We start from the raw sequence: 19,839 nt of genomic DNA, 5'->3' as shown, positions 1-19,839 counted from the left end.
ATGTTCGAAATGCTGATCCTGATGCTGGACGCGACCATTCGTACCGCGCCTCCGCTCATCCTGGCGGCCATGGCCGGGATGTTTTGTGAACGCTCCGGGGTGGTCAACATCGCCCTGGAGGGCAAGCTGCTGGCCTCCGCCTTCGCCAGTGCGGCGGCCGCCGCCGTCACCGGTTCCGCCTGGATTGGGCTGGGGGTCGGGGTGGGGATCTCCATCCTGTTCGCCCTGCTGCACGGCTTCGCCACCATCACCCACCGGGGTGATCAGGTGGTGAGCGGCATGGCCATCAACATCCTGGCGGCCGGTCTCACCGTGACCCTGGGGCGCTACTGGTTCGATCAGGGGGGCCAGACCCCGGCGCTCTCCGGCGCGGCGCGCTTCGCCCCCATCGACCTGCCCTATGCCAAGGAGCTCTATGACGTGCCCGTCATCGGCCAGCTCTACAGCGAGCTCTTGAGCGGTCACTCCCTGCTGGAGTACGTGGCCTTCGCCGCCGTGCCCCTGGCCTGGTGGGTGCTGTTCCGCACCCGCTTCGGCCTGCGGCTGCGGGCGGTGGGCGAGGCACCGGCGGCGGTCGACACCGCAGGCATCTCCGTGGTGCGCATGCGTTACACCGCCCTCATCATCGGCGGCCTGCTGGCGGGGATCGGGGGCACCTATCTGGCGGTGGCCCAAACCGCCCAGTTCATCCCCAACATGAGCGCGGGCAAGGGCTTCATGGCGCTGGCGGCCCTGGTGTTCGGCAAGTGGCGCCCCTGGAACGCCATGGCGGCCTGTCTGCTGTTCGGCTTCCTCGACGCGGTCGCCATCCGGCTGCAAGGGGTCAGCATCGGCGATTTCCCGATCCCGGTGCAGGCCATCGAGGCGCTGCCCTATATCCTGACGGTCTTCCTGCTGGCCGGTTTCATCGGCAAGGCGGTGGCTCCCAAGGCCCTCGGCACCCCCTACGTCAAGGAGCGGGAATAGCCCCGCCCTTCATGCCATGCAAAAGGCCCGCACATGCGGGCCTTTTCTTTGAGATATCCAGGATGTTCTTGGCTGAATAGAAAAATAACCCGGCCTTGTCAAAGAACGGGTTATTCCTTCATCAGCACAACATATCAATAAACCTGTAATTAGCCGGGTAATTTATCGGCTAGAACCATACTTTCTTATTGATAATATAGGTCTGCTCAAATTCTTCATCTGACTTGGAGATATAAACAACAAATTCGATGAAGGCAATGATCCCGATAACAACCGACGGCAAACCAAGCAGAATGAAACCAAGCAGAAATATCAGCAGCATGATCACACCTTGTTTGGTGTAACCCAGGTAGAACTTGTGAGCACCGAAAGCGCCCAGGAAAAATGCAAACAGCGCAGCTGCGACCTTCTTGGAAGAACCAGCATTAGAGGCTATGGCATAGATGGCTTTTGCATGCTCGCCTTCAATAGAAAAATCAACTTTCAAGCCACTCCTCGGGAGCTGATTCCCTTTCCATTCAATAATGTCAAACTGATATCTATTACTATCATCCCCAGAAATCAAACCAGTACGAGCTGATTCATTAAAATCAATAACCGTGCCTTTCATTATTATCTGTCCTTTAGCAATAAGAGGATAAAGACCCGGTATGAGCAGGTCTATTGCGTTTGACAGGCTACAACAACAAAGGCTCATTTGAAACAAAAATTCATTTATGAATACTTGTATTCTACCAACCCATTCAAGCCTCTTTCTTATACCTGTATCGCCCCCATCAACCGATGGGCCGAACCAGAGCGGGTTGGTGGGGATCGCTGAGGCGCTCGGCCAGATAGTCCACCAGCAGCCGCACCTTGGGGGAGAGGTGGCGGTTGTGGGGATAGAGGGCCCAGATCCCCTCCTCGGGGGCCCGCAACTCCGGCAGCAGCTCGATGAGCTCCCCCCGGGCGAGGTGGTCGCTCACGTAGTAGTCCGGCAGCTGGATGATGCCGATCCCCTTGATGGCCGCATCCAGCAGGGCGTGGCCGCTGTTGCACTGAAGCAGACCGCGTACCCGCACGCTGTGGGGTTTACCGTTCAGGGTGAAGTGCCACTCGTCCCCGTTGCCCACCAGGCAGGTGTGACGGGCCAGCTCCGAGAGACTGTTGGGCATGCCGTGGCGGGCGGTGTAGGCGGGGGAGGCGCACACATAGGGTACCCGCTGCGCCAGCTTGCGGGCCACTAGGGTCGAATCCTTGAGGTGGCCGAGGCGGATCGCCAGATCGAACCCCTCGTGCACCAGATCCAGCAACTGGTTGGTGAGGTTGAGGGTCACCTCCAGCTGGGGGAAGCGCACCATGAAGTCGTTCACCAGGGGGGCGATGCGGCTCTCGCCGTAGGAGACCGGGGCCGTGATGCGCAAGGAGCCCTGGGGCACCGCCTGATGGCGTCCCACCGCCAGCTCCGCCTCGTAGAGGTTGTCCAGCAACTGGCGGCAGTGGCGAAAATAGATCTCCCCGAGTTCGGTGAGTCGCACCTGGCGGGTGGTGCGCAGCAGCAGCTTGGCCTGCAGCCTGTCTTCGAGCTGCGCCACCTGGCGGCTCACCTGGGCCACCGACACCCCGAGCTTGCGCGCGGCCGGGGTAAAGCCCCCCTGCTCCGCCACGCTGACAAATTCACAGACCCCTTCCCAGCCGAACATTATTACCTGTGTGTAAAAGTGATTTGATACTTAGCGTTATTATCACCAAATCGGCGGGAAACTACACTGGATCTCCGAACTCATTTCCGTTCATCCAACCACTACGAGGACGTCATTCATGGCACAGGTTCAGAGCATCAAGTGTAAAGCCGCCATCGCCTGGGGACCGGGTCAGCCCCTCTCCATCGAAGAGGTCGAGGTCATGCCGCCCCAGGCCGGCGAGGTGCGGGTGCGGATCGTCGCGACCGGCGTCTGCCACACCGATGCCTTCACCCTCTCCGGTGAAGATCCGGAAGGGGTCTTCCCCTGCATCCTGGGCCATGAAGGGGGCGGTATCGTCGAGTCCGTCGGCGAGGGCGTCACCAGCGTCAAGGTCGGCGATCACGTGATCCCGCTCTACACCCCCGAGTGCGGCGAGTGCAAGTTCTGCAAATCCGGCAAGACCAACCTGTGCCAGAAGATCCGCGCCACCCAGGGCAAGGGGCTGATGCCGGACGGCACCACCCGCTTCTCCAAGGACGGCCAGCCCATCTACCACTACATGGGCACCTCCACCTTCAGCGAATACACGGTGCTGCCCGAGATCTCCATCGCCAAGGTGGATCCGGCCGCCCCCCTGGAAGAGGTCTGCCTGCTGGGCTGCGGCGTCACCACCGGCATCGGCGCCGTGATGAACACCGCCAAGGTGAAAGAGGGTGAGAGCGTCGCCATCTTCGGGCTGGGGGGCATCGGCCTCTCCGCCATCATAGGCGCGCGCCTGGCCAAGGCCGGCCGCATCATCGCCATCGACATCAACGAGAGCAAATTCGAGCTGGCCCGCAAGCTGGGCGCCACCGACTGCATCAACCCGAACGACTTCGACAAGCCCATTCAGGAGGTGATCGTCGAGATGACCGACGGCGGCGTCGACTTCTCCTTCGAGTGCATCGGCAACGTCAAGGTGATGCGCGCGGCGCTGGAGTGCTGCCACAAGGGCTGGGGCGAATCCGTCATCATCGGCGTGGCCGGTGCGGGCCAGGAGATCAGCACCCGTCCGTTCCAGCTGGTCACCGGCCGGGTGTGGCGCGGCAGCGCCTTCGGCGGCGTGCGCGGTCGCAGCGAGCTGCCGAGCTACGTACAGCGCTACATGCAGGGTGAGTTCAAGCTGGACGACTTCATCACCCACACCATGCCCCTCGAGCAGATCAACGAGGCGTTCGATCTGATGCACGAAGGCAAGAGCATCCGCACCGTCATCCACTACTGATCCCATGAGCGCCCCGCCCATCGCATGGGCGGGGCAAGGAGTCCTTACATGAATCTGGACATCATCAGCAGCAACAAGAGCTTTGGCGGCTGGCACAAACAGTATCGCCACCGCTCCAATGTGCTGGGGTGCGAGATGCGCTTCGCCATCTACCTGCCGCCCCAGGCCCTCACCGGCCAGAAAGTCCCGGTGCTCTACTGGCTCTCCGGTCTCACCTGCACCGACGAGAACTTCATGCAAAAAGCCGGGGCCCAGCGCATCGCCGCCGAGCTCGGCATCGCTCTGGTAGCGCCGGACACCAGCCCCCGCGGTGAAGGGGTGGCGGACGATCCCGGCTATGACCTCGGCATGGGGGCAGGTTTCTACGTCAACGCCACCCAGACCCCCTGGCGGGATCACTACCAGATGTACGATTACGTCACCCGCGAGCTGCCCGAGCTCATCGAGACCCACTTCCCGGTCTCGACGAAGCGCGCCATCAGCGGCCACTCCATGGGGGGCCACGGCGCCCTCATCGCCGCCCTGCGCGAGCCGGGTCGCTACCGCTCGGTGTCGGCCTTCAGCCCCATCAGCCACCCGAGCCGCTGCCCCTGGGGCCAGAAGGCCCTCGGCGCCTACCTCGGCAACAATCCCCTGCTGTGGCAGGAGTGGGATGCCTGCCAACTGCTGCGCCACCACGACAGCCCGCCCCTGCCGACCCTGGTGGACGTAGGGCTGGACGACCCCTTCCTGGCGGAGCAGCTCGGCATCGACACCCTGGCCGAAGTGGCCGCCACCCGGGCGTGGCCCCTGACGCTCAACCGCCATGCCGGCTACGACCACAGCTATTACTTCGTGGCGAGCTTCATCGAGGCGCACCTGCGCTTTCACGCCAACCACCTGGGCGAACCGGCCTGAGGCTGACCCGCTCGTGGCCGCCCCGTCAGCGGGCGGCCATTCACCCGGAAACAGGAGACAAGGATGCCTCTCTTCACCACATTGCTGGCCATGCCGGACCAGTTCGAGCGGCTGCTGGCACAGGTCCCCACCGACCACCTGGACTGGGAACCCGCCAACTGGGCCGGGATCCCCTCCGAGCGTTTCAGTGCCAGGGGGCACCTCTGCCACCTGCTGGACATCGAAGTGCTGGGCTATCAGGTGCGGTTTCGTCGCACCCTGGCGGAGAGCCTGCCGGAGCTCGCCTCCCTCGATGGCTATCAGCTGGCGCTGGACCATGATTACCCCCGGCAGGATACTGCCACGCAGCTCGACCGCTTTCGCACCGCCCGCCTGCAGACCGTCGAATGGCTGAAGACGGTGCCGTCCGACGCCTGGCAGCGCCGCGCCCGCTATGGCGGCTATGGGGAGGTGACCCTGGACGGTCTGGTGCGCCTGCTCGTCAGCCATGACCACCAGCACCTCGCCGGCATGCAGTGGCTGCTGATGCGCCTGAACGCCGATCTGGGCCTCGCACTCCCCCTCGAGTGAGGCGTCGCCCCACAGTGTCGCATCCTGCAAAAAAGGCCCCGAGGGGCCTTTTTCATTGTTGCGATGATGGGATCAGCTCCCCAACCGGCTCACCTGACCCGAGCCCGCGATCTCGCTGGTCAGCGCTGGGCTGCCCCAGTAGTTGACCGCACCGGCACCAGCGATCTCTATCTTGAGCCGCGACCGGGCCCGCACCTCGACCTCGCCACTGCCAGCGATGCTCACCTCGACCTCCTCGCTGGCGAGCCCGGCCCCCTTGACGCCACCGGCGCCGGCGATGTTCAGCGCCATCACCCGGGCGGAGCCCTGCCCCAGATCCAGGTTGCCCAGCCCGGCGATGTTGCCTTCCAGCCGATCCAGCGTCAGCCCGCTGGCGACGATGTCCCCCGTGCCCGCCAGGGAGAGCACCAGATCATCCCCCTTGAAGTCGCGCAAGGCGCCGTTGCCAACCCCCGTCAGTGCCAACTCGTGCAGCGTCGGCAGGGTGATGGTGATCTCCAGCGGCTGGGTGGGGTCGAGCCGGTAGCCATCCTTGACCTCGATCTCCAGCTTCTCCCCCTTCTCGGTGAGTACCAGATAGGGCAGCAGGTTGGCCTCCCCCTTGACCCTGAGGGTGTGGCTCTCTCCCGCCACCAGGTACAGGTTGGCGGGCACGCCCGCCAGCACCCGGGTCACCTCCCGCCCCAGGGGATGCTGCTGCTCCACCACGGCCCCCTCCCCGCGCACCTTGACGTCATCCTGCCAGCTGCATCCGGTCAGTCCCAGGGCCAGCACCACTCCCAGCATCCATTTCATCCCGCTACTCCTCGTTTCCTCTTTGCCGCACGGCGCGGCAGGTGAGTGGCAATCAGCAAACCCTGTGCCATATGGCTAACATCATGATTTATCTATCCATTTCAATATTTCGAGGCTCGAAGGGTCCATAACAAAGAGTCATTCAGACCACAACCTGGTCAATCTGACCACACCCGAAGGGGGGTGTTGACCCATTTTTTTGGTTGCCGCCCCGGTTCGTTGAGCCAATAGTGATACCTGGTGCGTATAGAGCACTCCATCGCTGCTTCACCCGCCAGAATCAACAAGGAGTCAGAGCGTGACCCAAGCCAGCCACCCATTCGTCCATCCGGGCCTGCCTGCCCCCACCCGCACCCCGCTGCTGACCGGCGACGATCCCGACCACAAGCGCCGCGAGCTGCTCGCTTACTTCTGCCAGACCTTCGATCTCTACGACTCGCTGTTCGACTGTCTGGCCGACGAGCGGGCCTGGTTCAACAAGGCGATCCCCCTGCGCCACCCCCTCATCTTCTACTACGGCCATACCGCCGCCTTCTTCGTCAACAAGCTGCTGGCGGCGCGCCTCATCGAGGGCCGCATCGACCCCCGCATCGAGGCCCTGGTCGCCATCGGGGTGGACGAGATGAGCTGGGACGATCTGGACGAAACCCACTACGACTGGCCCTCCGCCAGCGAGCTGCGCGCCTACCGCGGCCGGGTGCGCGCCCTGGTGTGTGATTTCATCGAGCGGATGCCAATCGAGCTGCCCATCCATTGGCAGAGCCCGGCCTGGGTCATCCTGATGGGGATAGAGCACGAGCGCATCCACCTCGAGACCTCCAGCGTGCTGATCCGCCAGCTGCCCCTGGCCTGGGTGCGCAGCCAGCCCCAGTGGCCGGTCTGCCCCGAGGCGCGCCACGATCTCGCCGCCGTCCCCGTCAACACCCTGCTGCCGGTGGCCGGCGGCCTGGTGCGGCTCGGCAAGCAGGACGCCACCTACGGCTGGGACAACGAATATGGCGAGCGCCACATCGAGCTGGCCCCCTTCCAGGCCAGCCGCATGCTGGTGAGCAACGCCGAATACCTGGCCTTCGTGCAGGCGGGCGGATATGAAGCGCCCGCCTGGTGGGACGACGAGGGCCGGGGCTGGCGCCAGTATGCCAACGCCCGCATGCCCACCTTCTGGGTCGGCGATCCCAATGAACCCGAGCAGTTGCAACTGCGGCTGATGACCGCGCAGGTCCCCATGCCCTGGGACTGGCCGGTGGAGGTGAACCAGCTGGAGGCCGCCGCCTTCTGCCGCTGGAAGGCGGATCAGACCGGCCTGCCCGTCCAGTTGCCAAGCGAGGGGGAGTGGATGCTGCTGCGGGAGCAACTGGCCGGCGATCAGCCGGACTGGATGGAGGCCCCCGGCAACATCAACCTGGCCCGCTTCGCCTCCTCCTGCCCGGTGGATGCCTGCCCCCAGGGCAGCTTCTTCGATCTGGTGGGCAACGTCTGGCAGTGGACCAGCACCGCCATCGACGGCTTCGAGGGGTTCAAGGTGCACCCCCTCTACGACGACTTCTCCACCCCCACCTTCGACGGCAAGCACACCCTCATCAAGGGCGGAAGCTGGATCAGCACCGGCAACGAGGCACTCAAATCCTCCCGCTACGCCTTCCGTCGCCACTTCTTCCAGCACGCGGGCTTCCGCTACCTGGTCTCACGCCATCAGGAGCCCGTCATCGTGAACCCTTATGAAACCGACACCCTCGTCGCCCAGTATCTCGACTTCCAGTACGGTCCGAGCCACTTCGGGGTCGCCAACTACGCCGAGGCTCTGGCCGGTCTTGCCAGCGAGCTCTGCGGCCGCCATGAGCGGGCGCTCGACATCGGCTGCGCCACCGGCCGGGCCAGCTTCGAACTGGCTCGCCGCTTCGCCCACGTGGACGGGGTGGACTACTCGGCCCGCTTCATCGACGTGGCCCTGACCCTGGCAAGACAGGACAGCTTCCGCTATGCGGTGCCGGTGGAAGGGGATCTGGTGGAATATTGCGAGGCGCGCCTCTCCCGCCACGAGCTCGGTCGCGAGCAGAGCGAGCGGGTCCACTTCAGCCAGGGGGATGCCTGCAACCTCAAGCCCAAGTACGGCGACTACGACCTGGTGCTCGCCTCCAACCTCATCGACCGGCTGCGGGAGCCCGCCCGCTTCCTGCGGGACATTGCTCCGCGCCTTCGCAGCGGCGGCCTGCTGGTGCTCACCAGCCCCTACACCTGGCTGACCGACTACACCCCCAAGGCCAACTGGCTCGGCGGCATCCGGGAAAACGGCGAGGCCCTCGGCACCTATCAGGCGCTGCAACGGCTGCTGGCGGAGGAGTTCGAGGAGCACATGCCCCCGAGGGACGTCCCCTTCGTCATCCGCGAGACCGCCCGCAAGTACCAGCATACGGTGGCCCAGCTCACCGTCTGGCACAAACGCTGACGACGCGGCAAACGAAAGAGGGAGGCCCATGGCCTCCCTCTTCTTTATCCGGACCGCTTACCCCTCCTGTACCTGGGGCAGGGCCTCCTGCTCGCGGTAGCGGCGGGCCAGCACGGCGCACACCATCAGCTGGATCTGGTGGAAGATCATCAGCGGCAGCACCATGACCCCGACGCTGGCGGCGGGGAACATGACGTTCGCCATCGGCACCCCGTTGGCCAGACTCTTCTTGGAGCCGCAGAAGACGATGGTGATCTCGTCCGCCTTGTTGAAACCGAGGCGACGGCTGATCCAGACGTTCCACCCCAGCACCAGGGCCAGCAGCACGCAACTCAGCAGCACGATGCTGGCCAGATCGTACCAGCCGACCTGGTGCCAGATCCCCTGCACCACCGCCTCGCTGAAGGCGACGTAGACCACCAGCAGGATAGAGCTTTGATCCAGCTTGCCAATGAGCGGCCGGTGGCTGTCGACCCAGCCACCGATGAGCGGACGCGACAGGTGGCCCACCACGAACGGCAGCATCAGCTGCACCATGATGGCCTGAATGGAGTGCCAGGTATCGACCCCCTCCCCCTGCACATTGATCATCAGCCCTACCAACACCGGCGAGAGGAAGATGCCGAGGATGCTGGAGGCCGAGGCGCTGCACACCGCCGCCGACACATTGCCCCCCGCCATGGAGGTGAAGGCGATGGCCGACTGCACGGTGGCGGGCAGGGCGCAAAGGTAGAGGAAGCCGAGATAGATGGCCGGGCTCAGCCACTGGGGCACCAGGGGCGTGAGCAGCAGCCCCAGCAGCGGGAAGAGCAGGAAGGTGCTCGCCATCACCACCAGGTGCAGCCGCCAGTGGCCGAGGCCCGCCAGCAGGTTCTGGCGCGACAGCTTGGCACCATGCATGAAGAAGAGCAGCGCCACCGCCAGCTTGGTCAACAGACCGAACCAGACGGCCACCTGCCCCTCGCAGGGAAAGAAGGAGGCCAGGGCCACCACGGCAATCAGCACAGAGGTAAAAGGATCCAGACGCACGGGGAGTCTCCAGAGAAAGCGCGTCCCGCACGGGAGGGGACGACAGGGCACGGGGAAGGCGTCATCAGGCGGCGACCCCGGATACGAAGGGACAAGCTTACCCCGAACACCCTGTGGTGCAAAGTTGAGCGGCAGCTTCATTTGTTTCATTTTGTTAAACGATAACGCACATTCTCACAGCAAAACTAAACGATTTTGACCCTCCGGCCCCGGATCCGGCCAATAAAAAACGGGCGACCCTGGTCGCCCGTCTCCTGTTTGCCACATGCCGGTCAGCGCTGGCTGGCCAGGGTGTCGCAGCCCGCTTTCTTCTCGTTGCCACCTGACTTGCGGGCCTGCCGCTTCTCGAAGCGGGAGATCCACCAGTAGGCCAGTGCCGAGAAGACCGCGGTCATAAAGACGTTGATGAAGAAGGCGCGCACCAGATCCACCCCGGCCGGGAAGGCGGAGGCGCTCATGCTCACCACGAAGATGGCGATCAGCACCGACACCACGCCCATCCCGAACTTGCGTGACCCCATGCGGAACTCGCGGGGGGTGTCGTCATGTTTCCAGCGGAACACGAAGTAGGCCACCATGATGAAGATCGGCGGCAACATGGCGGTGCCGGCGGTGAGGTTGATGGCGGTGTTCATCATTTGCTGCACCGACTCGGAGCCGAAACCGTTGACCACCAGCATCGCGAACACGAAGACAAACTGCCACCAGGCGGCGCGCACCGGCACCCCGTGCTCGTTGAGCTGGGTGGTCTTCTCGCCGTAAACCCCCTGCGGGATCTCGGAGAAGTGGATCTTCACCGGCGCCGAGGTCCACATCATCATGGAGCCGAACATGGCGATGAACAGCACCACGCCGACGAAGCGGCCCACCAGCGCCTCGGAGAGCCCGAAATACTGCGCCATGCCGGTGAAGATCTCCACCATGCCGCCGGCATAGGTGAGGCTCTCGCGCGGCACGAACACGTTCACCAGCAGGGAACCGACCGCATACATGGCGCCGATGACGATGCCGGCACTGATGATCACCTTGATGAAGGACTTCTGGCCCCCCTTCACGTCATTGAGGTAGGCCGCCGCCGTCTCGGCACCGCCCGCCGCCTGGAAGATCCAGCACATGATGCCGAGGGTCGCCCAGTTGACGGTGGGAGTCATCGCCTCCAGCGTGATGGGCTGGGCCGGCACATGATCGCCACCGAGGGCCATCAGGGCCCCCAGCACATAGATGGCGAACAGGGCAAATACCCCGTAGGCCACGATCTCGGCAATCTTGCCGAGCCAGCTCGCCCCCTTGGTGGAGATGTGGGTCGCCGCCGCAAACAGCACGATGGAGATGACCGAGGTGACCATGGGCGAGAAGCTGTACTCATAGCCCAGCATGGCGTAGGAGGCGTAGGCGATGACGTTGGGCAGCAATGAGACGAACCAGAACAGGTTCACGAACCAGTAAAGAAAAGAGCCCAGATAGGCCATCCGGGTGCCGAGCGGCTTTTTCAGCCAGTCGTACATCCCCGACTCGGAGTTTTTATTGGCCGAGACGAACTCGGCGATGATGAAGACGAACGGGATGAAGTAGACGAGGGTCGCCAGCAGGAAGATGGGGGCGGAGCTGAGCCCCAGCTCGATGTTGTTGTTGACGATGTTGCGCACGTTGAACACGGCGGCAAAGGTCATCGACAACAGGGCAAACTTGCCTATGGTGCCGCGTACGGATTCAGACATGGTGTCCTCCAGTGGACTCGCGCTCCCTGCGGGTAACGCTGTGACTCTGTGATGTGTTCGGCAAGGGTCTGTCGGCCCCGCGCTTTACTCTCTTGTTATGATCGGGCCGCGTGGACGGCCTCGTTGCTGAACCGGTACCGTCTCCCGCACCGGCTCGCAATACCATTCAGACGATCGGAGTGCCCGGCGCCATCGGCACCCGCGGTTGCAACAGCACGCTCTGGCTCTCGTCCGGGGTCTCGGCGCAGAGCAACATGCACTCGGATCGCTCGCCGCGCATTCGGGTGGGCTTGAGGTTGGTCAGTACCACCACCTCGCTGCCCATCAGCTCCTCTTCGCTGTAGTAAGGCACCAGACTGGTGACGGTCTGCAGCGGCCGCTCGCCCCCTACGTCGATCTGGACGATGTAGAGTTTGTCGGCCCCGGGGTGGCGCACCACCTCCAGCACCTTGCCCACCTTCAACTCGACCCGCTTGAATTCGGCAAACTCGATCGTCTCGCTCATGCTCTTTTCCTTTTCTGGTTCAATGGTTTGCAGGTGGCCAGAGGCCACCCAGCTTGATTGGAATTCAATGCAGTGCCTATGGCGTCTGCATGGCAACCTGCGCTGTCGGCTGGGCCTCTTTGGCACGCGCTTCGGCACTGAGGGAGGCTTCGTATCTGTTGTATTTCCACCAGGCGAAGCCGAGGAAAATCACGATCCCGCCGACGTTGTAGAAGATGATGGTCATGATGTCGGCGCCGGTCGGGAAGGTGGAGGCGAGGAAGCCCACCGAGAAGAGGACGATCAGCACCGAGACCACGGCGATGCCGGTGGTGCGCGAACCCATCTTGAACTCCCGCGGCAGGTGATCGAGCTTCAGCCGCAGATTGAGGTAGGCCAGCATGATAAACAGCGGCGGCAGCATGGAAGCGGCGGCGGTCATGTTGATGACGGTGTTCATCAGATCCTGCGCGGTGTTGGAGCCCAGGGTCGGGATCACCATCAGCGGCAGCACGATGAGGTACTGGATCCAGGCTGCACGGGCGGGCACGCCGTTCTCGTTCAGCTCGACCGTCTTCTTGCCGAAGATGCCGGCCGGGATCTCGGAGAAGAAGATCTTCACCGGGGTCGCCGTCCACATCAGCAGGGAGCCGAACATGGCGGTGAAGGAGACCAGCCCGACGAAGCGGTTCATCAGGATCTCAGGCAGGCCGAAGTAGGCTGCCAGCCCTTCAAACACCTGCACCGAGCCGCCGGTGTATTTCAGGGTGTCGCTGTGGACGAACACGTTGATCAACAGGGATGCGATGGAGTAGAGCACGCCGATAAAGATCCCGGCGACGATGATCACCTTCACGAAGGACTTGGAGCCGCCTTTCACGTCATTGACGTAGACCGCGACCGACTCGGCGCCACCGGCTGCCATAAAGATCCAGGTGGTGATGCCGAGGAAGGCCCAGCTGAAATCGGGGATCATGGCCTCTACCGTGATGGGGTCAGCCGGTTGCACGCCGCCCACCAGTGCCGCACCCGCCAACAGGATGTAGGAGAGGGTCAGCAGCAGCATCAGGGACGAGGTCACCGAGGTGATGGGGCCGAGCATCCTGGCGCCGTTGGTGGAAACGTAGGTGGCAAAGGCAAACAGCACCATGCTCAAGGCCGTGGTCGCCACCGGGGTGAGAATGTACTCGTAGCCGAGGAAGGCATAGGAGGCGTAGGCGATAACCCGCGGCAGCAGCGAGGTGAAGAAGAAGAGGTTCACGAACCAGTAGGTGTAGGCGGAGATAAATGCCCAGCGACCGCCGAGGGAGCTCTTCACCCAGGCGTAAACCCCCGCTTCGGAGTTCTTATTCAGTGACACAAATTCCGCAATGATCAGGCAAAACGGAATGAAGTAAAAAATGGTGGCCAGAAAGAACATCGGGGCCGAGGCCAGACCGATCTCGATGTTGTTGTTGATGACGTTGTTGAAGCTGAATACCGCCGCGAAGGTGAGCGACAGCAGACCAAACTTGCCTATCGTATTGCGTTTGGAATCAGACATGGTGCATCTCCAGACCTGTAGTTATCTCACGAAAGGGCGGGGTATGGGTTGTAGGGTGAACCCCGCCCTTCCGGCTTTGTCAGTGCAGACCAGCGGCTTGTTATTTGTTCTTGAAGTAGCCGCCTTCGACGGTGACCTTGATGATCACCTTGCGCACCGGGCTGTCGCCTGTGAACCGGTAAGCCTCGTCGTTCTCGAAGATCACCACCTGACCGTTGCCGACTTTCTGGCGCTCGCGCACCTCGCCGGCCAGCCACTCGCGGTCGGTGGTGTCGTCGTAAGCCTGCTCGACCGCCAGCTCGCTCTTGGCAGCCCACTCCACCGTCTCTGCCCCTTCCAGGTAGTAGTGAACGTCGAAGTAACGGCGCTGCCCCTCGAACAGGGAGGTGGCCGGGCTGGCCCCCTCCTGCAAGCGGTAGGTGAGGGAGTCACCGATGGAGTGGCAGATGCCGGGCTTGAGGTTGGCCAGATTGTTGATGGCCTCCACGCAGCGGCCCCACTTCTTGCCCTCCCGGTAGATATTTTTGAACAGGGTCAGGTTGTCCAGGGTGATCATGCGAGGTTCCTCCCGCCGTTGATGGTGAGGTCGAGCCCGGCCAGCGCAGCCGGATTGAGGTTGCCACGGGCGATGGGCAGCAGGGTCAGGCCGAAGCTGAACGGCTCGAAGCGCACCCGCCAGGAGTCCAGCACCTCGGAGCCCCAGGAGTTGGAACCGAGCCCCAGCACCTTGTGATCCAGATTGAGGGTGAGATAACCGCTAGGCTCCAGCTCGTTGATGTGCTGCGCCGCATGGATATGCTCCCAGCTGTAGGGCCAGACGCTCAGGTTGATGGGGGCATCGGGCCGCACGTAGAGACCGGCGCCGTGACGGTTGGTCAGGGTCGCCCAGCGCACCTGCTGGCGGTTGCCGTTGTCCTGCGGGAAGGGGTAGTGCTCCCACATCTCGCCGACTGTGCTCTGGAAGCTGTCGATCCAGTTGCTCTGGCGGCTGTCCTGATAGTTCTCGCCCGGGCCCATGCCGTAGTAGTGCACCCGATCGAGATCCTGACGAATGCCCAGCTCGAAGCCGATCTTGGGAATGATGTCGTCATAACCGCCGTAGGGCTGACCGGACAGTGCCACGTGCAGCTGGCCGTTCGGGCTCAGGGTGTAGACGTATCGGCAGCGCATGCCGAAGTCGAACACCGGCGGCGCGATCAGACTCTCCACCGTCACCTCGACCGCCTCGCCCAGCTGACGCCAGCTCAGCGTGCGGAAGTGCTCCTGCATGATCTGCAGGTGGTTCGGGTGCCACAGGCTCTCGTACTCCTGCTTGTGGTTGTCGATCATCGGCTTGAAGAAGGTGAGGCGCGGCGAGCGCTCAATCAGCTCGATACCGTCCTGCTGCCAGCTCACCAGCTTGCCGTCGAGGCGCGAGAAGCACAGGGCAAAGCCGCTACCGCTCAAGGTCAGCGCGAGGCGCTCGTCGGCAATCTGCAGCGCAGTAGCGTTGGGATTGGCAAAGGGTCGCAGCTGGCGAGTCGATACCTTCAGCTGGAACTGGTACTGGCCCAGCTCGTGCTCCGCCGCGCTATAACGGGTGGCAGTGGCCTTGATGACCCGCAGCTGGACGAAGGTTTCCCGCCCATCAAGGGATGGCAGTTCGAGCTGCAACTCGGTGGTGGCACCGGGGGCAACCCCTTCCAGCCGGATTTGCTGGCTGGCCAGCAGCTCGCCCTCGGCCTTCACTTCGACCAACAGACGGATGTCGTCGAGAGTGGAGAACCAGTAGCGGTTTTCCACTGCCAGCTTGCCGCTCGCCAGATCCAGTGCCCGCACCTTGACCGGGCAGATCACCTGCTTGTATTCGCGCAGGCCCGGCCCCGGGGTCTGATCCGGATAGATGAGGCCATCCATGCAGAAGTTGTAGTTGTTGGGGTAGTCACCATAGTCGCCGCCGTACTTGTAGACCGGGCGGCCCTGCTCGTCCTGATCCAGAATGCCGTGATCGCACCACTCCCAGATGTAGTGGCCCTGAATGTGGGGATGGCGGTCGAACACCTGCTGGTATTCGCTGAGGCCACCCGGGCCGTTGCCCATGGCGTGGGCGTATTCGCAGAGGATGCGCGGCTTCGCCATCGGGAACTCGCCGAAGCAGTTCATCTGGGAGACGCGGGAATACATGGTACTGACCACGTCCACCACCTCGGCATCGCGATCCTCTTCGTAGTGCACCAGCCGGGTCGGGTCGATCGCCTTACAGCGCTGGTACATGGCTCTGATGTTGCAGCCGTAGCCGGACTCGTTGCCCAGCGACCAGATGATGATGGAGGGGTGGTTCTTCTGGGCGTGAACGTGGCGCTCGATGCGATCCACGAACACCGGCTCCCAGAAGGGGTCGTCGGTGATGCGGCTGAGATCGCCCACGTTGGCAAAGCCGTGGGTCTCCACATCGGTCTCCGCCATCACGAACAGGCCGTACTGATCGCACAGCTCGTAGAAGCGCGGGTCGTTCGGGTAGTGGGCGGTGCGCACCGAGTTGAGGTTGTGCTGTTTCATCAGCACGATATCGCGTTCAACACGGTCCATGCCGACCGCGCGGCTCTTGAGGTGGTCGTTGTCGTGACGGTTCACCCCGTGCAGCTTGAGATAGTGACCGTTGACGTAGAAGAGGCCATCCTTGACCTTGATTTCACGCACCCCAACCCGCTGCGGGATCACCTCCAGCAGCTCGCCCTGACCGTTGTAGAGGGAGAGTTGCAGCTGGTAGAGGTAAGGATCTTCGGCACTCCACAGATGGGGGTGGGCCAGATCCAGCGTGAAGCGGCAATCACACTTGCCATCGATGGCGAGATGGTCGAGCGAGCCGCTGGCGATCTCGCTGCCCTGATCCAGCAGCGCCCAGACCAGACGGTGATCACGGGCGGGCGCCCCCAGATTCTCCAGCTGGATATCGCAGCTCAGGGTGGCGCTCTGGCCGGCAATCTGATTGTCATCGGCCAGCGCGGTGCGGATGAAGAAGTCCTGCACATGGGCGGCCGGTTTGCCCACCAGATAGACGTCGCGGAAGATCCCCGCCATCCACCACATGTCCTGATCTTCGATATAGGTGGAGTCAGCCCACTGCATCACCCGCACCGACAGCAGGTTCTCGCCAACCTTGGCGTAGGCGCTGATATCGAACTCGGCGGTGAGACGGCTGCCCTTGCTGAAGCCGACGTAGTGGCCGTTCACATAGACCTCGAAGTAGGTCTCCACCCCGTCAAACTTGATGATCACCTGCTCGCCGCCCCAGGCCGGGCTCAGCGTGAAGCTGCGCTGATAGGCGCCGGTGGGGTTGTTGGTCGGCACGAAGGGCACGTCGATGGGGAAGGGAAAACCTTCGTCGGTGTACTGGAGCTGACCATGTCCTTCCATCTGCCACATGTTGGGCACGGTGATCTGGCCCCACTCGCTCATGGGGCTGTGATAGAAGGCCTCCGGCACCTGCAGGGGGTGGTCGAAGTAGTGGAACTGCCATTGGCCGCTCAGCCCCAGAAAACGGCGGCTCAGCTCGCGCTGCATGGTGGCCGCCAGCCCGTGATCGGCATAAGAGAAGAAGTAGGCATGCGGAGCCAGCCTGTTTTCACCAACGAATTGGACGTTTTCCCAGTTATTCACATGTCCTCCCGGAACAAGGCAACGTTAACTGGGTAAACTCTAGATAAACATTTACTAAATATCAGTTCTGAATAGGTAAAGTTTTAACCTGATCACAGTGAGCGGATGGTTTTGTGAGCGAGATCAGAAGCGGGAGATAAAGGAGAGCAAGATATGAATGAGTGGCATGGATGTTGATAGCAGTAGACTGAACTGTAATGAAATTAATTATAAAACAATATGATATGAGTTTGCTGGAAGAGATGGGAAAGAGATTTGCTTGGGAGATGTGTTGCGCCACCGCAAGATGGCGCGACTAAAAACATAGGTGCTTTACTAAAATTATCGTGTGGTACCGCGCAGAGTCAATTTGCTCGGAACCAGCACCCGCAGCGGGATATCCCGCTCGTCACGTAGCCGTTCAACCAGCAGATTGACTCCCTGGGAGCCCATCAACTCGGAGTGGATCCGCACCGTTGAGAGCGGCGGGAAGGTGAACTTGGCGGTCGGAATATCGTTGACGCTGATAAGCTCGATCTGCTGGGGAATCGCCAGTCCCTTCTCGTGGATGGCACGCAGCACACCGATGGCGATGGAGTCGGAGGCGACAAACAGCGCCCTGGGCCAGTCACCGGCCAGCATCTCCTTCGCCAGCTTGTAGCCGGAAGCGCTGGAGAAGTCTCCGCGATAGAGGTCGCTCTCCTGTACCACGCCAAGCCGCTGGCCATAATCCCGGAAAGCCAGTTCCCGCAGATCCGGGCCATCATCCTGGCCACCGATATAGCCGATGCGCTGATGGCCCTCGGCGATGAAGAAGTCCACTACCTGCTGGCTGATCAGCGCCAGATCCACGTCAATCGAGTCAAAATCGCCCTGAGAGCGGCAATCCACGAACACCAGCTGGGCAGACAGGCTGCGCAGCACGGCCAGCCGTTCTTCCGGCAGATGGCCGATGACCAGGATGCCATCGACGGCAGAGAGCTCACGCCCCTCGGCACCGTTGTAGCAGTGGGCCAACTCGATGTTGAGGCGGGTGCACTGGGTCTCGATGCCGTAGCGGATGGCGAGGTAATAGGGATCGTTGACCTCGGTGCTCTGGGGATAGGCGTAGACAGCCAGGAGCTGCAGCTTGCTCTTGTGCACCCCTTTGCGGGCGCTGCTGGTCTTGTACTCCAGCCGCTCGGCAATCTCGAAGATCTTCTGCCTGGTCTCGTCCTTGACGCTCAGACTGGGATCCTCGTTCAGCACACGGGATACGGTAGCAAGCGATACCCCCGCCTCCTGTGCAATTTCCTTCAACGTAGCCATCAATACCTCGCAGGCAGCATCACGTGTTCATCGGGCAACGGCTAAAGAGTAACGAGCAATCCCTTGATAGCCCAGCATTTTTACTGAAATAGAAGCAGGGAATTGAGGTGGGAGGACAGAAATGCAAAAAGGCCTCCCGCATGGGAGGCCTCTTCTGAATAGGTGCCTGACAGTGTCCTACTCTCGCATGGCGAATGCCACACTACCATCGGCGCTACCGCGTTTCACTTCTGAGTTCGGCATGGGATCAGGTGGTTCCACGGCGCTATTGCCGTCAGGCAAAAGCTGTACTGCTTGAAAATGGTGCTGATACCCAGAATCGAACTGGGGACCTCATCCTTACCAAGGATGCGCTCTACCGACTGAGCCATATCAGCACACTAACCGGTAAAGACCACGCTCAATGCGTAATCTAAAATTGGGTGCCTGGCAGTGTCCTACTCTCGCATGGCGAATGCCACACTACCATCGGCGCTACAGCGTTTCACTTCTGAGTTCGGCATGGGGTCAGGTGGTTCCACTGCGCTATTGCCGCCAGGCAAAATCTTCAATCTGAAAAAGCTGATTTAGTTATTCGTTCTCGGTATCTGCTACAAGTCTCTGAACACTTCTTGGGTGTTGTATGGTTAAGCCTCACGGGTAATTAGTATGGGTTAGCTCAACGTATCGCTACGCTTACACACCCCACCTATCAACGTTGTGGTCTCCAACGGCCCTTTAGGACCCTCAAGGGGTCAGGGATGACTCATCTCAGGGCTCGCTTCCCGCTTAGATGCTTTCAGCGGTTATCGATTCCGAACTTAGCTACCGGGCAGTGCCACTGGCGTGACAACCCGAACACCAGAGGTTCGTTCACTCCGGTCCTCTCGTACTAGGAGCAACTCCCTTCAATCATCCAACGCCCACGGCAGATAGGGACCGAACTGTCTCACGACGTTCTGAACCCAGCTCGCGTACCACTTTAAATGGCGAACAGCCATACCCTTGGGACCGACTTCAGCCCCAGGATGTGATGAGCCGACATCGAGGTGCCAAACACCGCCGTCGATATGAACTCTTGGGCGGTATCAGCCTGTTATCCCCGGAGTACCTTTTATCCGTTGAGCGATGGCCCTTCCATTCAGAACCACCGGATCACTATGACCTACTTTCGTACCTGCTCGACCTGTCCGTCTCGCAGTTAAGCTGGCTTATGCCATTGCACTAACCTCCTGATGTCCGACCAGGATTAGCCAACCTTCGTGCTCCTCCGTTACTCTTTGGGAGGAGACCGCCCCAGTCAAACTACCCACCAGGCACTGTCCGCGAGCCCGATTCAGGGCCCTGCGTTAGAACATCAAACATACAAGGGTGGTATTTCAAGGACGGCTCCAGCGCAACTGGCGTCACGCCTTCAAAGCCTCCCACCTATCCTACACATGTAGGTTCAATGTTCAGTGCCAAGCTGTAGTAAAGGTTCACGGGGTCTTTCCGTCTAGCCGCGGGTACACCGCATCTTCACGGCGAATTCGATTTCACTGAGTCTCGGGTGGAGACA

General features: G+C 61.8%; 15 protein-coding genes, 1 tRNA gene and 3 rRNA genes (1 of these 19 cut by a window edge). 5 read left to right on the top strand and 14 right to left on the bottom strand.

What is annotated here, in order from left to right:
• On the top strand, positions 1 to 966 hold the full coding sequence (locus C2U30_RS15360) for an ABC transporter permease (RefSeq protein ID WP_010672471.1): 966 nt from the start codon (positions 1 to 3) through the stop codon (positions 964 to 966).
• Between the two features lie 169 nt (positions 967 to 1,135).
• Here the strand turns inward: C2U30_RS15360 and C2U30_RS15355 are convergent, their stop codons facing one another.
• Positions 1,136 to 1,576 (bottom strand): TM2 domain-containing protein, encoded by a 441-nt coding sequence (locus C2U30_RS15355; RefSeq protein WP_103244049.1) that lies wholly within the window; start codon positions 1,574 to 1,576, stop codon positions 1,136 to 1,138.
• Between the two features lie 166 nt (positions 1,577 to 1,742).
• Positions 1,743 to 2,648: a LysR substrate-binding domain-containing protein gene (locus tag C2U30_RS15350; protein ID WP_039039541.1), complete on the bottom strand. Its 906-nt coding sequence runs from the start codon at positions 2,646 to 2,648 to the stop codon at positions 1,743 to 1,745.
• A 118-nt stretch (positions 2,649 to 2,766) separates the two neighbouring features.
• On the opposite strand from C2U30_RS15350, the gene C2U30_RS15345 reads away from it, so the two are divergent.
• From C2U30_RS15345 to C2U30_RS15335, 3 genes are all read left to right on the top strand, one after another.
• Positions 2,767 to 3,894: an S-(hydroxymethyl)glutathione dehydrogenase/class III alcohol dehydrogenase gene (locus C2U30_RS15345; protein ID WP_041212135.1), complete on the top strand. Its 1,128-nt coding sequence runs from the start codon at positions 2,767 to 2,769 to the stop codon at positions 3,892 to 3,894.
• Between the two features lie 48 nt (positions 3,895 to 3,942).
• Positions 3,943 to 4,791: an S-formylglutathione hydrolase gene (gene fghA, locus C2U30_RS15340; RefSeq protein WP_039039543.1), complete on the top strand. Its 849-nt coding sequence runs from the start codon at positions 3,943 to 3,945 to the stop codon at positions 4,789 to 4,791.
• A 63-nt stretch (positions 4,792 to 4,854) separates the two neighbouring features.
• On the top strand, positions 4,855 to 5,361 hold the full coding sequence (locus C2U30_RS15335; RefSeq protein WP_042650299.1) for a DinB family protein: 507 nt from the start codon (positions 4,855 to 4,857) through the stop codon (positions 5,359 to 5,361).
• Positions 5,362 to 5,433: 72 nt separating this feature from the next.
• Here the strand turns inward: C2U30_RS15335 and C2U30_RS15330 are convergent, their stop codons facing one another.
• Entirely contained in the window at positions 5,434 to 6,156 is a 723-nt protein-coding gene (locus C2U30_RS15330; protein WP_103244048.1) for a GIN domain-containing protein, read from the bottom strand.
• Positions 6,157 to 6,454: 298 nt separating this feature from the next.
• Here C2U30_RS15330 and ovoA point away from each other — a divergent pair, with 298 nt between their 5' ends.
• On the top strand, positions 6,455 to 8,602 hold the full coding sequence (gene ovoA / locus C2U30_RS15325) for a 5-histidylcysteine sulfoxide synthase (RefSeq protein ID WP_103244047.1): 2,148 nt from the start codon (positions 6,455 to 6,457) through the stop codon (positions 8,600 to 8,602).
• A gap of 57 nt (positions 8,603 to 8,659) precedes the next feature.
• Here the strand turns inward: ovoA and C2U30_RS15320 are convergent, their stop codons facing one another.
• The 11 genes from C2U30_RS15320 to C2U30_RS15270 all read right to left on the bottom strand — a co-directional run.
• Positions 8,660 to 9,631 (bottom strand): bile acid:sodium symporter family protein, encoded by a 972-nt coding sequence (locus C2U30_RS15320; RefSeq protein ID WP_103244046.1) that lies wholly within the window; start codon positions 9,629 to 9,631, stop codon positions 8,660 to 8,662.
• 272 nt (positions 9,632 to 9,903) lie between these two features.
• Positions 9,904 to 11,349 carry an amino acid permease gene (locus C2U30_RS15315; protein WP_103244045.1) on the bottom strand — a complete coding sequence of 482 codons (1,446 nt, stop codon included), beginning with the start codon at positions 11,347 to 11,349 and terminating at the stop codon, positions 9,904 to 9,906.
• 166 nt (positions 11,350 to 11,515) lie between these two features.
• A complete protein-coding gene (locus tag C2U30_RS15310; protein WP_191967246.1) occupies positions 11,516 to 11,854 on the bottom strand; it encodes a tRNA-binding protein in 339 nt (112 codons plus the stop codon).
• Positions 11,855 to 11,930: 76 nt separating this feature from the next.
• Positions 11,931 to 13,376 (bottom strand): amino acid permease, encoded by a 1,446-nt coding sequence (locus tag C2U30_RS15305; protein ID WP_103244043.1) that lies wholly within the window; start codon positions 13,374 to 13,376, stop codon positions 11,931 to 11,933.
• 100 nt (positions 13,377 to 13,476) lie between these two features.
• Positions 13,477 to 13,932, bottom strand: coding sequence for a beta-galactosidase subunit beta (locus C2U30_RS15300; RefSeq protein WP_103244042.1), 456 nt, complete (start codon positions 13,930 to 13,932; stop codon positions 13,477 to 13,479).
• The gene (gene ebgA / locus C2U30_RS15295) at positions 13,929 to 17,015 is read right to left on the bottom strand and encodes a beta-galactosidase subunit alpha (RefSeq protein ID WP_103244041.1); all 3,087 of its coding nucleotides are present in this window, start codon (positions 17,013 to 17,015) and stop codon (positions 13,929 to 13,931) included. Before ebgA ends, C2U30_RS15300 begins: the two co-directional genes overlap by 4 nt.
• A 321-nt stretch (positions 17,016 to 17,336) precedes the next feature.
• Positions 17,337 to 18,302, bottom strand: coding sequence for a transcriptional regulator EbgR (ebgR, locus tag C2U30_RS15290; protein WP_103244040.1), 966 nt, complete (start codon positions 18,300 to 18,302; stop codon positions 17,337 to 17,339).
• Between the two features lie 164 nt (positions 18,303 to 18,466).
• Positions 18,467 to 18,581: ribosomal RNA gene (gene rrf / locus C2U30_RS15285) — 5S ribosomal RNA — on the bottom strand.
• 22 nt (positions 18,582 to 18,603) lie between these two features.
• Positions 18,604 to 18,679, bottom strand: a tRNA-Thr gene (locus C2U30_RS15280).
• A 47-nt stretch (positions 18,680 to 18,726) separates the two neighbouring features.
• A 5S ribosomal RNA gene (gene rrf / locus C2U30_RS15275) occupies positions 18,727 to 18,841 on the bottom strand.
• 83 nt (positions 18,842 to 18,924) lie between these two features.
• Positions 18,925 to 19,839, bottom strand: a 23S ribosomal RNA gene (locus C2U30_RS15270) (it continues 1,974 nt past the right edge of the window).

It is taken from the genome of Aeromonas sp. ASNIH5 (assembly GCF_002902865.1).
Lineage (GTDB): Bacteria > Pseudomonadota > Gammaproteobacteria > Enterobacterales > Aeromonadaceae > Aeromonas > Aeromonas caviae.
The sequence above is the reverse complement of the archived record's forward strand: the minus strand, read 5'-3'. Positions and strand labels throughout refer to the sequence as shown.

Coding starts and splice junctions, on each gene's coding strand:
- C2U30_RS15360 (WP_010672471.1), top strand. CDS start 1: ATGTTCGAAATGCTGATCCTGATGCTGGACGCGACCATTCGTACCGCG.
- C2U30_RS15355 (WP_103244049.1), bottom strand. CDS start 1,576: ATGAAAGGCACGGTTATTGATTTTAATGAATCAGCTCGTACTGGTTTG.
- C2U30_RS15350 (WP_039039541.1), bottom strand. CDS start 2,648: ATGTTCGGCTGGGAAGGGGTCTGTGAATTTGTCAGCGTGGCGGAGCAG.
- C2U30_RS15345 (WP_041212135.1), top strand. CDS start 2,767: ATGGCACAGGTTCAGAGCATCAAGTGTAAAGCCGCCATCGCCTGGGGA.
- fghA (WP_039039543.1), top strand. CDS start 3,943: ATGAATCTGGACATCATCAGCAGCAACAAGAGCTTTGGCGGCTGGCAC.
- C2U30_RS15335 (WP_042650299.1), top strand. CDS start 4,855: ATGCCTCTCTTCACCACATTGCTGGCCATGCCGGACCAGTTCGAGCGG.
- C2U30_RS15330 (WP_103244048.1), bottom strand. CDS start 6,156: ATGAAATGGATGCTGGGAGTGGTGCTGGCCCTGGGACTGACCGGATGC.
- C2U30_RS15315 (WP_103244045.1), bottom strand. CDS start 11,349: ATGTCTGAATCCGTACGCGGCACCATAGGCAAGTTTGCCCTGTTGTCG.
- C2U30_RS15310 (WP_191967246.1), bottom strand. CDS start 11,854: ATGAGCGAGACGATCGAGTTTGCCGAATTCAAGCGGGTCGAGTTGAAG.
- C2U30_RS15305 (WP_103244043.1), bottom strand. CDS start 13,376: ATGTCTGATTCCAAACGCAATACGATAGGCAAGTTTGGTCTGCTGTCG.
- C2U30_RS15300 (WP_103244042.1), bottom strand. CDS start 13,932: ATGATCACCCTGGACAACCTGACCCTGTTCAAAAATATCTACCGGGAG.
- ebgR (WP_103244040.1), bottom strand. CDS start 18,302: ATGGCTACGTTGAAGGAAATTGCACAGGAGGCGGGGGTATCGCTTGCT.